The sequence below is a fragment of the Streptomyces sp. SCUT-3 genome (genome assembly GCF_014083985.1).
In the GTDB taxonomy this organism is placed as follows: domain Bacteria; phylum Actinomycetota; class Actinomycetes; order Streptomycetales; family Streptomycetaceae; genus Streptomyces_H; species Streptomyces_H thermolineatus.
In genome coordinates, this window is sequence record NZ_CP046907.1 from 904,070 (window position 1) to 916,767 (window position 12,698).

Annotated in this window: 9 protein-coding genes and 2 tRNA genes; 4 read left to right on the top strand and 7 right to left on the bottom strand. The window is 74.0% G+C overall.

All coding sequences use genetic code 11. The annotated features are described in order from the left end of the window. From GQS52_RS04015 to GQS52_RS04035, 5 genes are all read right to left on the bottom strand, one after another. Positions 1 to 74, bottom strand: a tRNA-Met gene (locus tag GQS52_RS04015). Between the two features lie 211 nt (positions 75 to 285). Then, the gene (locus tag GQS52_RS04020; RefSeq protein ID WP_182311686.1) at positions 286 to 651 is read right to left on the bottom strand and encodes a MerR family transcriptional regulator; all 366 of its coding nucleotides are present in this window, start codon (positions 649 to 651) and stop codon (positions 286 to 288) included. 731 nt (positions 652 to 1,382) lie between these two features. After that, positions 1,383 to 1,456, bottom strand: a tRNA-Met gene (locus tag GQS52_RS04025). 154 nt (positions 1,457 to 1,610) lie between these two features. Further along, positions 1,611 to 3,062 (bottom strand): WGR domain-containing protein, encoded by a 1,452-nt coding sequence (locus tag GQS52_RS04030; protein ID WP_182311687.1) that lies wholly within the window; start codon positions 3,060 to 3,062, stop codon positions 1,611 to 1,613. Between the two features lie 159 nt (positions 3,063 to 3,221). Next, positions 3,222 to 4,259: a phosphotriesterase gene (locus GQS52_RS04035; RefSeq protein WP_182311688.1), complete on the bottom strand. Its 1,038-nt coding sequence runs from the start codon at positions 4,257 to 4,259 to the stop codon at positions 3,222 to 3,224. Positions 4,260 to 4,572: 313 nt separating this feature from the next. Here GQS52_RS04035 and GQS52_RS04040 point away from each other — a divergent pair, with 313 nt between their 5' ends. The 4 genes from GQS52_RS04040 (at position 4,573) to GQS52_RS04055 (ending at position 10,586) form a co-directional block, all read left to right on the top strand. Continuing rightward, the gene (locus GQS52_RS04040) at positions 4,573 to 5,751 is read left to right on the top strand and encodes a CaiB/BaiF CoA-transferase family protein (protein ID WP_259370567.1); all 1,179 of its coding nucleotides are present in this window, start codon (positions 4,573 to 4,575) and stop codon (positions 5,749 to 5,751) included. A 115-nt stretch (positions 5,752 to 5,866) separates the two neighbouring features. After that, positions 5,867 to 7,009: an acyl-CoA dehydrogenase family protein gene (locus GQS52_RS04045; protein ID WP_182311689.1), complete on the top strand. Its 1,143-nt coding sequence runs from the start codon at positions 5,867 to 5,869 to the stop codon at positions 7,007 to 7,009. Between the two features lie 83 nt (positions 7,010 to 7,092). Further along, positions 7,093 to 8,307, top strand: coding sequence for an acetyl-CoA C-acetyltransferase (locus GQS52_RS04050; protein ID WP_182311690.1), 1,215 nt, complete (start codon positions 7,093 to 7,095; stop codon positions 8,305 to 8,307). 104 nt (positions 8,308 to 8,411) lie between these two features. After that, entirely contained in the window at positions 8,412 to 10,586 is a 2,175-nt protein-coding gene (locus GQS52_RS04055) for a 3-hydroxyacyl-CoA dehydrogenase NAD-binding domain-containing protein (protein WP_182311691.1), read from the top strand. 48 nt (positions 10,587 to 10,634) lie between these two features. Here the strand turns inward: GQS52_RS04055 and GQS52_RS04060 are convergent, their stop codons facing one another. Together GQS52_RS04060 and GQS52_RS04065 are read right to left on the bottom strand one after the other, a co-directional pair. Further along, entirely contained in the window at positions 10,635 to 11,465 is an 831-nt protein-coding gene (locus GQS52_RS04060; protein WP_182311692.1) for a MerR family transcriptional regulator, read from the bottom strand. Positions 11,466 to 11,597: 132 nt separating this feature from the next. Beyond that, positions 11,598 to 12,647, bottom strand: coding sequence for a helix-turn-helix domain-containing protein (locus tag GQS52_RS04065; protein ID WP_182311693.1), 1,050 nt, complete (start codon positions 12,645 to 12,647; stop codon positions 11,598 to 11,600). Between the last annotated feature and the right edge of the window lie 51 nt (positions 12,648 to 12,698).

Sequence of the window (12,698 nt, forward strand, 5' to 3'; positions counted from 1 at the left end):
TAGCGGGGACAGGATTTGAACCTGCGACCTCTGGGTTATGAGCCCAGCGAGCTACCGAGCTGCTCCACCCCGCGTCGGTGAACACCACTCTACGCGAGACCCGCAGCCGGGCCAAATCGTTTCCCCCGCGGCCCGTTCCGCACACCGGAAACGGCGGCCGGTACGCGCCGGCCCGGGCGGGCGGCGGGGCGGGCTGCGGTGATCGCGGACCATCGGGGGCCACCGCGTCACCCGCTCCGCGCCTCCGGCGGTCGGGGCGTTCCGGCGGTCAGGACATTCCTGCGGTCAGGGCTTCCCGGCCGCCGGGGAGTCGTCGGGGTCCCGGGCGTCGTCCCGGCCGCGGCGCAGCTCCTCGTTGATCCGCAGCGCCTCGTCCAGCTGGTCCTCCAGGACGACGATGCGGCAGGCGGCCTCGATCGGCGTGCCCTGGTCGACCAGTTCACGGGCGCGAGAGGCGATGCGCAGCTGGTAGCGGGAGTAGCGGCGGTGGCCGCCGGCCGAGCGCAGCGGGGTGATCAGACGTGCGTCGCCGAGTGCCCGCAGGAAGGCCGGCGTGGTGCCGATCATCTCCGCGGCACGCCCCATCGTGTAGGCGGGGTAGTCGTCGTCGTCGAGCCTGTCGGCCTGGGTCGGTCTGTTCTCAGAAGCCATTGCACCTCTTACTGGACGCGTCGAGGGGCCCTGGTGCCGTACGGCACCAGGGCCCCGAGGGGTTCAACACCATCTACCGGCCGAACTCGTCGGCCCTACTGTGTCCGCACGGCCCTCGAAGAGGGCTCGACTGCGGGGATCGCGGATGCGTGACCGGGGACCACCTTCCAATCCGGGGCCTGCGGTACCCGAGCGGGGCGGACCCCGACCCGGGCGATCCTGATGGCGTCAGCTCCTCTCCTCACTCATCTGTCTGACCTGTACTGCTGAACACTTCGGTACTGCTCGGCGGCCCTGGAGGCCGCCCGGTCCGGCAGCCAGTCCCCGGGCCTTCACTGCACTTCCCGGCCCCGGGGCTCCACTGCCGCACCGCGTGTGACACGCGCCAGTTCGTCTCTGCCGCGTACTGCTGACTTCCTTGGCTACGGCAGAAAATCTAGCAACACAGACGCCCAATGTCTACTGTCACCGATGCAGATTTTCATCAGCCGCGACGAGAGGCAGTCCGTCCCCGAAACGCACCCGGGCCCCGCGGTGCCGGTTCGGGAGGAGAGGCGGCGACCCGGGGCACGGCCGCGGTCTCCGGCGGCGGGGAAAGGGCCGGCGGCCGGGAGAGGGCCGGCCGCGGGGGAGGGTCGCGCGAAGGGCGCGGGAGCGGGGCGCGCACGAAACGGAACGCGCACACGCGTGAGGCCCGGAACCGTTTCCGGTTCCGGGCCTCACGCCGTGAGTAGCGGGGACAGGATTTGAACCTGCGACCTCTGGGTTATGAGCCCAGCGAGCTACCGAGCTGCTCCACCCCGCGTCGGTGAACACCACTCTACGCGAGACCCACAGCCGGGCCAAATCGTTTCCCCCGCGGCCCCTGTTTCCCGCGCCGCCCCGGGCCCGGGCCCGGGGCGGCGCGTCCCGGGGGCGGCCGTCCCCTCCGCGGTCGCCGCCCGGTGCCGGTGGGGCGCCTACAGCAGGCGCCGGATCTCCCCGCGGGCGCGGTAGAAGCCGCCGCCGGCGGAGGGCAGCACCTCGGCGACGACGTAGCGGGCGCCCGCCACCCGCACGTCCTTGGGGAACTGCACCCGCCGGGCCGGGTCGAAGCCGGGCGAGACCGCCCGGACCCGCAGCCGGCCGCCCTCCTGCACGCACTCGACGACCACGCCGCCGTCCCCGGCGAGGACCTCGGCCTCGACGACGGTGTCCAGGGCGGCGCCGGGCACGACCCGCTCCAGATGGGCGGCGTGGGCGGCCTTGATGTCGGTGCGCTGCGGCAGCTGTCCGCCCTCGGCCGCGCGCACGGCGGCCTCGCTCGCGTCGATGCAGGCCAGCGAGCCGTCGGTGGTGACGATGTACAGGCGCTCGTCGCGGTACTGCATGGAGTAGGCGGAGCCGAAGCCGGTGCCCAGCTTCCACAGGCGGGTGCCGTCGGCGGCGAAGCAGTAGACCGAGGAGGAGTTGTCGCCGGCGAAGACGTAGCGGCCGTCGGGGGAGGTGGCGCAGGAGAAGACGGCGGCGTCGCAGCGGTAGCGGGCGGTCTCGGCGCCGTCGTCCTTGGCGAGGCGGTGCACCAGGCCGCGGCTGGTGCCGGCGAAGACCTCGCCGGGCTCCTGCCAGCCGAAGAGCACTTGGCCCTCGGTGGCGGTGTGCCACACCGGCTCCCCGCTGCGGGCGTCGTAGTGGGTGACACCGCGGCCGTGGCCGTGGAAGACGCCCTCCTCGGAGCAGCGGACCATCCAGGCGTCCCGGCCGGCGGAGCGGCGCGACCACTGGAACTCGTCCTCGTGGTCGACGGTGGTGATGCCGCCCTGGCGGTCGGAGACGCCGAGGACGCCGTCGTGGATGTCGAGCCAGTAGATGTCGACGTCGCCCGCTATTTCGTAGGCGACGTGCGGGACCTTGCCGCCGAGGTCGTAGACGCGGCCGTCGTCGCAGCCGGCGTAGATCCAGAAGTCGTCGGCGACGATGCACTTGACACCGTCGGGCAGGCCGAAGCGGCCGGTGACCTGCCCGTCGTGGGTGAGGGTGTAGACGTCGCCGGCCTCGTTGCCGACCCATGCGCGGTCCTCGCCGACGAAGATGCCGAAGGCCGGCGCCCCGGAGGCGAACCGCCACAGCACCGGCGCCTGGCGGGCGGTGGAGCGGGTGACGGTGGCGACCGGCCGCCGGGTGACGGGGCGCGCCCCCCGGGCGCCGCGGACGGCCGGCGCGTAGCCCTTGCGGACCTTCTCGCCGATCTTCTTCGCCGCGGCGGCCGACGCCTTCGCGGCGTCCGCGTAGGAGGCGGTGCGCACCTGCCCCTTCTCGCCGATGCGGCCGTAGGCGATGGTCACCTCGGTGCCCGCCACCCGCACCTCGTAGAACTTGTGGGCGCCTGCGCCCTCCTCGGACAGTTCGAGGTAGGTGGTGGTGTCGGCCATCTGCGGCGGGTCTCCTCGGGCACGGCCCGCACCGGCGCGGCGGGGCGCACGGCGCCCCGCCGTCCGGACGGGCGGATCGGGTGAACACCGAGAAAGTTAGGGCCGGGCACTGACAGCGCCGGGCGGCGCGTGCCGGACCCCGGGCGGCGGGCGACGGGCTCAGCCGCCCTCGAAGAACCTCCGCGGGTTGGCGACCAGCATGCGGTCGACCTGCTCGTGCGTGACACCGCGCCCGATCAGCGCGGGGACGACGTTCTTCCGCACGTGCAGGTAGTTCCAGTCCGGGAGCATCGGCATGAGTTCCGGGTCGACCCAGTCGATGTAGCAGGCCGCGTCCTGGCTGAGCACCATGCTGTCGGCGTACCCGCGCTCGCACATCGCGGCGACCGTGCCGACGCGGCTGTCGAAGTCCAGTTCGAGGTCGATGCCGAACCGGTCCATGCCCAGCAGGTAGCCGGCGTCGGCCAGGCGTGCGAGGTGGTCGGTGTCGGTGGTGTCGCCGCTGTGGGCGAGCAGGACGCGCGAGGGGTCCAGGCCCTCCTCGCCGAGGACCGCGTGCACCTGGAGCCCGGTGTGCGAGCCGGGGTGGGTGTGGACCATCAGGGGGCGGCCGGTGTGCAGGGCGGCCTTGGCGCAGGCCCGCAGGACCCGTTCGACTCCGGGGGTGAGCCCGTGGTGGTCGATGGCGCACTTGAGGAACGCCGCCCGCACCCCGGTGCCCTGTATGCCCTCGGTGATGTCGCGGACGAACAGGTCGACCATCGGTTCGGGCAGGCCGGGCAGGGCGGCGGGGCCCCGGTGGGTGAAGAAGTTCGGGACGTCGGAGTAGGTGTAGATGCCGGTGGCCACGACGATGTTGAGGTCCGGCACCTCGGCGTTGATCCGGGCGATCCGGGGGACGTCGCGGCCCAGGCCGTCCACGGTGGGGTCGACGATCGTGCGCACGCCGGTGTCCCGCAGTTCCCGCAGCCGTGCGACCGCGTCGGCGACCCGCTTCTCCTCGTCCCACTCGCCGGGCCACTGGCGCTGGGTGTCGGCGGTGAGCACGAAGACGTGCTCGTGCATCAGGGTGGTGCCCATGTCGGCGGTGGGGACGGGGCCGCGGACGGTGTCGACGGTGCGGACGGCCGGGTCGGCGGAGGCGGTCGGGGTGTCCTGGGACTCCGGGGTGTCCTGGGTGGGCCGGGTGGCGCTCATGTGCTGCGCAGCTCCTTCGCAGGCAGGTGGGAGGGGTCCGCGGGCGCTGCCTGCCGGAATCCGGCGGACACCGGCCGGCCGGCGCGGCCTGCGGACCGGCGCAGCGTACCTACTGGTCGGTATGCCGTCCAGGGGGTGCGCGCGCCCGCCCCACGAGGAGTAACCGCAAGTAACACACCGGTGGCGGATGCGGACGGGGCCTTGCGGCCGGGACGGCCCCCGTTTAGCATTCGTCGTGTTACACCAGAACTGTCACACCGGGGATGACACGGCGCCTCGCGTACCGCGGACCGCCGGCGAAAGGTGCGTGGCCATGGGGACGGACGAGGACGCCGCCGCACAGCAGGGCCCGCTGGCCGGAATGCGGGTGGTCGAGCTCGCCGGGATCGGCCCGGGGCCCTTCGCCGCGATGCTGCTGGGCGACCTGGGGGCCGACGTGGTGCGGGTCGACCGCCCCGGCGGCTCCCCGCTGGACGCCGCCCCGGAGAGCGACGTCACCAACCGCAACAAGCGCTCCGTCCTGGTAGACCTCAAGCACCCGGACGGCCCCGGCGCCGTGCTGGACCTGGTGGCCCGGGCGGACGTGCTGATCGAGGGGTACCGGCCGGGGGTCGCCGAGCGGCTCGGGGTCGGGCCGGCCGAGTGCCTGGCGCGCAACCCCGGCCTGGTCTACGGGCGGATGACCGGCTGGGGCCAGGACGGGCCGCTGGCCCCGCACGCCGGGCACGACATCGGCTACCTGGCCGTCTCCGGGGTGCTCGGGATGATCGGCCCGGCCGGGGAGCCCGGGGCCCCGCCGTCGGTCCCGGCGAACCTGCTCGGCGACTACGCCGGCGGCTCCCTCTACCTGGTGGTGGGCGTCCTGGCCGCCGTGCTGCGGGCCCGCGCCACCGGCGCCGGGCAGGTGGTGGACGCGGCGATCGTCGACGGTGCGGCACACCTGTCCTCGCTCTTCCACGGCATGCTCCACGCCGGCACCTGGCACGACCGGCGCGGCACCAACCTGCTCGACGGCGGCTGCCCGTTCTACGCCGTCTACGCCACCTCCGACGGCGGCCACATGGCCGTCGGCGCCCTGGAGCCGGCCTTCTACGCCCGGTTCGCCGAGCTGCTGGAACTGGGCGAGGACGCGCCCGCCCAGCACGACCTGCCCCGCTGGGGCGAGCTGCGCGAGCGCATCGCGCGGCGGTTCGCCACCCGTACCCGCGCCGAGTGGACGTCCCTGTTCGAGGGGACGGACGCCTGCGTGGCGCCGGTGCTGTCCCTGCGCGAGGCCACCGCGCACCCGCACCTGGCCGCCCGCGGCACCTTCACCGGGCACGCCGGCATCACCCAGCCCGCCCCGGCACCGAGGTTCTCCGCCACCCCCGGCTCGCTGCGCCGCCCGCCGGCGGTGCCCGGCGCGGACACCGGGTCGGTGGCCCGCGACTGGGACGTCCCCGCCCTCCTCTCCCCCGGCGGACACGCCGGCACGCCGGAGGAGCACCGGTGACACGGCCGCCCGCCGGGGCCGGCACGGGCCCGCCCCGGCCCCGCACGCCGTCCCGTCGCCGCCCGGCCCCCGCCCCGCCACTGCACCGCCACACCGCCCGACCGGGAGGATTCGGATGAGACGCGAACTGTTCGACGAGGAGCACGAGGCGTTCCGCGAGGTGGTGCGGACCTTCCTGGCCAAGGAGGTGCTGCCGCACTACGAGCGCTGGGAGAAGGCCGGCGTGGTGGACCGCGGGGCATGGCTGGCCGCGGGCCGGCAGGGCCTGCTGGGCATCGCCGTGCCCGCCGAGTACGGAGGCGGCGGCGAGACCGACTTCCGCTACAGCGCGGTGATCGCCGAGGAATTCACCCGGGCGGGGGCACCCGGCATGGCGGTGGGCCTGCACAACGACATCGTCGGCCCGTACCTGACCGGCCTGGCCACCGAGGAGCAGAAGCGGCGCTGGCTGCCGGGCTTCTGCTCCGGCGAGACCGTCACCGCGATCGCCATGACCGAGCCGGGCGCGGGGTCCGACCTCCAGGGGATCCGCACCTCGGCCGTCGACAGGGGCGACCACTGGCTGCTCAACGGCGCCAAGACCTTCATCTCCAACGGCATCCTGGCCGACCTGGTCGTGGTGGTCGCCCGCACCACCCCCGAGGGCGGGGCGCGGGGCCTGAGCCTGCTGGTCGTCGAACGCGGCATGCCCGGGTTCGAACGCGGCCGCAACCTCGACAAGATCGGCCAGAAGGCGCAGGACACCGCGGAGCTGTTCTTCGACGACGTGAAGGTGCCCAAGGAGAACCTGCTGGGCGAGCCGAACGGCGCCTTCGTGCACCTGATGCACAACCTCGCCCAGGAGCGGCTGGCGATCGCGATGGCCGGCATCGCGGCGGCCGAGCACCTCCTGGAGATCACCACCGCGCACGTCAAGCAGCGCGAGGCGTTCGGCAGGCCCCTGTCCAAGCTGCAGAACGTGCGCTTCGAGATCGCCGAAACGGCCACCGAGTGCGCGGTCACCAGGACGTTCGTCGACCGCTGCATCGCCGAGCACAACAACGGCGGGCTCGACGCCGTGCACGCCTCAATGGCCAAGTGGTGGGCGACCGAGCTGCAGAAGCGTACCGCCGACCGCTGCCTGCAACTGCACGGCGGATACGGCTACATGACCGAGTACCCGGTGGCCAGGGCCTTCACCGACGGCCGCATCCAGACCATCTACGGCGGCACCACCGAGATCATGAAGGAGATCATCGGCCGCTCACTGCTCGACTGACGCCCATCCTCCGTCCCCCCGTCCCCCAGCGCCCCGTCCCCCAGCACCCCGTCACCCTGCGACCTCCCGGAAGGGAAAAGACGTTGAGCACCGAAGCGTACGTCTACGAAGCGATCCGCACCCCGCGCGGCCGCGGCAAGGCCAACGGGGCCCTGCACGGCACCAAGCCGATCGACCTGGTCGTCGGCCTGATCCACGAGCTGCGCCGCCGCCTCCCCGGCCTGGACCCGGCAGCGATCGACGACATCGTGCTCGGCGTCGTCACCCCCGTCGGCGACCAGGGCTCCGACATCGCCCGCACCGCCGCCATCGCCGCCGGGCTGCCGGACACCGTGGCCGGCGTCCAGGAGAACCGCTTCTGCGCCTCGGGCCTGGAGGCCGTCAACCTGGCCGCCGCCAAGGTCCGCTCCGGCTGGGAGGACCTGGTGCTGGCCGGCGGCGTGGAGTCGATGTCCCGGGTGCCGATGGGCTCCGACGGCGGCGCCTGGGCCATGGACCCGATGACCAGCTTCGAGACCGGTTTCGTCCCGCAGGGCATCGGCGCCGACCTCATCGCCACCCTCGGGGGCTTCTCCCGCCGCGACGTCGACGAGTACGCCGCGATGTCGCAGGAGCGCGCGGCGACGGCGTGGAAGGAGGGACGCTTCGACCGCTCGGTCGTCCCCGTCACCGACCGCAACGGACTGGTCGTCCTCGACCGCGACGAGCACATGCGCCCGGGCACCACGGCCGACTCCCTCGCCTCCCTCAAGCCGTCGTTCGCGGCGATCGGCGAGGCGGGCGGCTTCGACGCGGTGGCGCTGCAGAAGTACCACCGGGTGGAGCGGATCGACCACGTCCACCACGCGGGCAACTCCTCCGGCATCGTGGACGGCTCCGCGCTGGTCGCCGTCGGCAGCCGCGAGGCCGGGGAGCGGAACGGCCTGACCCCGCGCGCCCGGATCGTCTCGGCCGCCGTCTCCGGCTCCGACCCGACCATCATGCTCACCGGCCCGGCCCCGGCCTCCCGCAAGGCGCTCGCCAGGGCCGGGCTGACCGTCGACGACATCGACCTGGTGGAGATCAACGAGGCGTTCGCCGCCGTCGTCCTGCACTTCGTCCGCGACATGGGCCTGCCCCTGGACAAGGTCAACGTCAACGGCGGCGCCATCGCCATGGGCCACCCGCTGGGCGCCACCGGCGCGATGATCCTGGGCACCCTCGTCGACGAGCTGGAGCGCCGCGACCTGCGGTACGGCCTGGCCACCCTGTGCGTCGGCGGCGGCATGGGCATCGCCACCGTCGTCGAACGGCTCTGACCCCGCCCGGCAGCCCCGCCGCCCCGCGGGCCGCCGCCCTGCGGCCCCGCCGCCCCACGAGACTTCCCGACGCAGCCACCACCGACGGAGACCGAGAACCCACCATGGCAGCCTCCTCCACCATCCGCTGGGAGCAGGACGACACCGGCGTCGTCACCCTCGTCCTGGACGACCCGGACCAGTCCGCCAACACCATGAACGCGGCGTTCGCCGCCTCCCTCGCGGCCGTCGCCGACCGCCTGGAGGCCGAGCGCGAAGGCGTCCGCGGCGTCGTCGTCACCTCCGCCAAGAAGACGTTCTTCGCCGGCGGCGACCTGCACGACCTGCTCGCCGTGCGGCCCGAGCAGGCCCAGGAGCTCTTCGACCGCGGCATGGCCATGAAGCGCGACCTGCGCCGCATCGAGACCCTCGGCGTGCCCGTCGTCGCCGCGATCAACGGCGCGGCCCTCGGCGGCGGCCTGGAGATCGCGCTCGCCTGCCACCACCGCGTCGCCCTCGACGCGAAGGGGTCGAGGATCGGCCTGCCCGAGGCCACCCTCGGCCTGCTGCCCGGCGGCGGCGGGGTGGTCCGCACCGTGCGGCTGCTCGGCATCACCGACGCCCTGCTGAACGTCCTCCTCCAGGGGCAGCAGTACCGTCCCCGCGCGGCCATGGACAAGGGCCTGGTCCACGAGGTCGCGGACACGCCCGAGGAGATGCTGGCCCGGGCCCGGGCGTTCGTCGACGCCCACCCCGAGTCCGCCCAGCCCTGGGACGCCAAGGGCTACCGGATCCCCGGCGGCACCCCCGCGAACCCGAAGTTCGCCGCCAACCTCCCGGCCTTCCCCGCCAACCTCGCCAAGCAGCTCGGCGGCGCCCCCTACCCGGCCCAGCGCAACATCCTGGCCGCGGCCGTCGAGGGCGCCCAGGTCGACTTCGAGACCGCCCAGGTGATCGAGTCCCGCTACTTCACCGAGCTGGCGACCGGGCAGACCGCCAAGAACATGATCCAGGCGTTCTTCTTCGACATGCAGGCCGTCAACGCCGGCCGCAGCCGCCCGGCGGGCGTCGAACCGCGGAAGGTGCGGAAGGTCGGCGTGCTCGGCGCCGGGATGATGGGCGCCGGCATCGCCCACTCCTGCGCCCGCGCCGGCATCGAGGTCGTCCTGAAGGACGTGAGCGTCGAGGCCGCCGAGAAGGGCAAGGCGTACTCCGCAGGCCTGCTGGACAAGACCCTGGCCCGCGGCCGCACCACCCCCGAGGAGCGCGACGCGCTGCTGGCCCGCATCACCCCCGCCGCCGACCCGGCCGCCCTCGCCGGGTGCGACGCGGTGATCGAGGCCGTCTTCGAGGACACCGCCCTCAAGCACAAGGTGTTCCAGGAGATCCAGGACGTCGTCGCCCCCGACGCGCTGCTGTGCTCCAACACCTCCACCCTCCCGATCACCTCGCTGGCCGAGGGAGTCGCGCGGCAGCAGGACTTCATCGGCCTGCACTTCTTCTCGCCCGTCGACAGAATGCCGCTGGTGGAGATCATCCGCGGCGACCGCACCGGCGACGAGGCCACCGCCCGCGCCTTCGACCTGGTCCGGCAGATCGGCAAGACCCCGATCGTGGTGGGCGACTCCCGCGGCTTCTTCACCTCCCGCGTGATCGGCCGGTTCATCAACGAGGGCGTGGCGCTGGTCGCCGAGGGCGTCGACCCCGCCTCCGTCGAGCAGGCCGCCGCCCAGGCCGGCTACCCCGCCAAGGTGCTGTCCCTGATGGACGAGCTGACCCTGACCCTGCCCCGCAGGATCCGCGACGAGGCCCGGCGCGCGGCCGAGGCCGCCGGCGACACCTGGGAGCCGCACCCGGCCGACGAGGTCGTCGACCGCATGGTCGACGAGTTCGGCCGCCCCGGGCGCAGCGGCGGCGCCGGCTTCTACGACTACGAGGACGGCAGGCGGACCCGGCTGTGGCCGGGCCTGCGCGAACACTTCACCAAGCCGGACGCGGACGTCCCGTTCGAGGACATGAAGGAGCGGATGCTCTTCTCCGAGGCGCTGGACTCCGTGCGCTGCCTGGAGGAGGGCGTGCTCACCTCGGTCGCCGACGCCAACATCGGCTCGATCCTGGGCATCGGCTTCCCCGCCTGGACCGGCGGGGTGCTGCAGTACATCAACGGCTACCCGGGCGGACTGCCCGGCTTCCTCGCCCGCGCGCAGGAGCTGCGCGCGGCCTACGGCGAGCGGTTCGCCCCGCCGGGGCTGCTGGAGGAGAAGGCCGCCCGCGGGGAGACCTTCACCGACGCACGCTGAGGCCGCCGGGGCGGCGGGCGCCCCGCCCGCCCTGCGGGGCGCCCGCCGTCACGCCGGGCCGGGCCCCTCGCTCCCGGGCGGGCCCGCCCGGCCCGGGCGTCCCCCTCCGGGCTCCTGCCGCTCCGGGGCGGCCGCGCCGCGGGATCCCCGCAGCTCGTCCATCATCGAGCGCTGGAAGGCCGTCACCATCGCCTGGACGATGATCGGCTGGATGTGGGCGGACAGCGAGCGCATCTGCTCGACCTGCTCGGGGCGGGGGCCGCCCTCCCGGTAGGGCTTCCAGACCTCCTCCTTGAACAGGCGGTTGAGCTCGCGGGCCACGGCCCGGCTGTGCTTCTCCACCACCGCACGGGAGGCCAGGACGGTCTCCAGCGGGATCGGCAGGTCCAGCAGGCTCACGCCCAGGTGCAGGATGCCGGGGTCGGTGCGGTAGACGCCGTCGGTGCCGGTGCGCTCCAGGACGCCCAGCGCCGCGAGCCGGCCGATGTCCTGCCTGGTCAGCGGCCGGCCGACCCTGCGCTCCAACTGCTCGCGGGTGGTCTCCTCGGTGGACTCCGGCATCCAGGAGGCGACCAGGGCCCGGTGGACGGCCAGGTCCTCGGGGCTGATGTCCTCGGGCAGCTGCCGCAGGTAGCGCTCGATGGCCGCCAGCGTCAGCCCCTGGTGCTGCAACTCCTCGATCAGCGCCAGGCGCGACAGGTGCTCGGGGCCGTAGCGGCCCACCCGGCGGGGGCCGAGGACCGGCGGGGGCAGCAGGCCGCGGCTGCTGTAGAAGCGGACGGTCCGCACGGTGGTGCCCGCCCGGGCGGCCAGCTCGTCCACGGTCAGGCTCACCGCGCCGTCCTCGTCCGCCGCCCCGCGGTCCGGGTGCACCGTCATGGCCCCGACCTCCCTCTCCGAGATCCCACCTCCAGCAACGCTGCTGTGACAGTAGCAGTGTGACACCGGTCGCTCCCTTTCCCTCCGCCGCCGCCGGTGCCTCCGCCGACCGGACGGTGCGCGCCCCGACGGTCACCTCCCTCCGGCCGACGCGGCGTCCCGCCCGGCCCCGGCGTCCGGCGCCGCGCCGGGCGCCGTGCCCGGGCCGAACCTCCGCCGGTACTCCGACGGGCCCAGGCCCGTCTCGCGGCGCAGGCGCGCGCGCAGGTTCGCCGCACTGCCCAGCCCGCTGCGCCGGGCGACCACGTCGACGCGTCCCTCGCCCCGCTCGATGAGGCGGCAGGCGAGGGCGACCCGCTCCCGGGTGAGCCAGGCGAGGGGGGTCGTGCCGAGCTGCGCGCGGAAGCGGCGGTGCAGGGTCGCGGGGCTGACCGCCGCCCGGGCCGCCAGGTCGGCGACGGTCAGCGGTTCGCCGACCCGCTCCCGGGCCCAGTCCAGCAGCGGCGCCAGGGACTCGTCCGGCACGTCGAGGACGGGCCGTTCCACGAACTGCCGCTGCCCGCCGTCCCGGTGCGCGGCGAAGACCAGGCGCCGGCTCACCGAGTTGGCGGCCTCGGCCCCGTGGTCGCGGCGGACCAGGTACAGCCCCAGGTCCAGGGCGGCCGCGCTGCCCGCCGCGGTGAGGATGTCGCCGTCGTCGACGAACAGCACGTCCGGTTCGAGCCGGACGGAGGGGAAGCGGGCCCGGAAGGAGTCCGCCCACTGCCAGTGCGCGGTGGCCCGGCGGCCGTCCAGCACTCCGGCCTCGGCGAGCGTGAAGGCGCCGCTGCAGAAGCCCACCAGCCGCGCGCCGCGCGCGTGCGCCCGCCGCACCGCGTCCAGCACCTCCGGGCGGCGCGGCACGTCGGTGTCCGGCCGGTTGGGGACGATCAGGGTGTCCGCGGTGTCGGCCGCCCCGAGCCCGGCGACCCCCGTGAGAGTGAAGAACTTGTCCCTCATCGGGGTGAGCGGCTCCGGGGAGCACAGGGAGAAGTCGTACAGGTCGCGTCCGAGTTCGGGCCTGCGCAGACCGAACACCTCGGTCGCGCAGCCGAGTTCGAAGGGATTGGAGTTCTCGTCGACGATCACGACGACCCGGTGGGTGCGCGGCGTCGAACCCGCCTGCGAGGATCCTTGCGCCATGTGCGATTCCTAGCACTCGCGGTGACGGGGCGTCACGCCCGAGGATGGGCC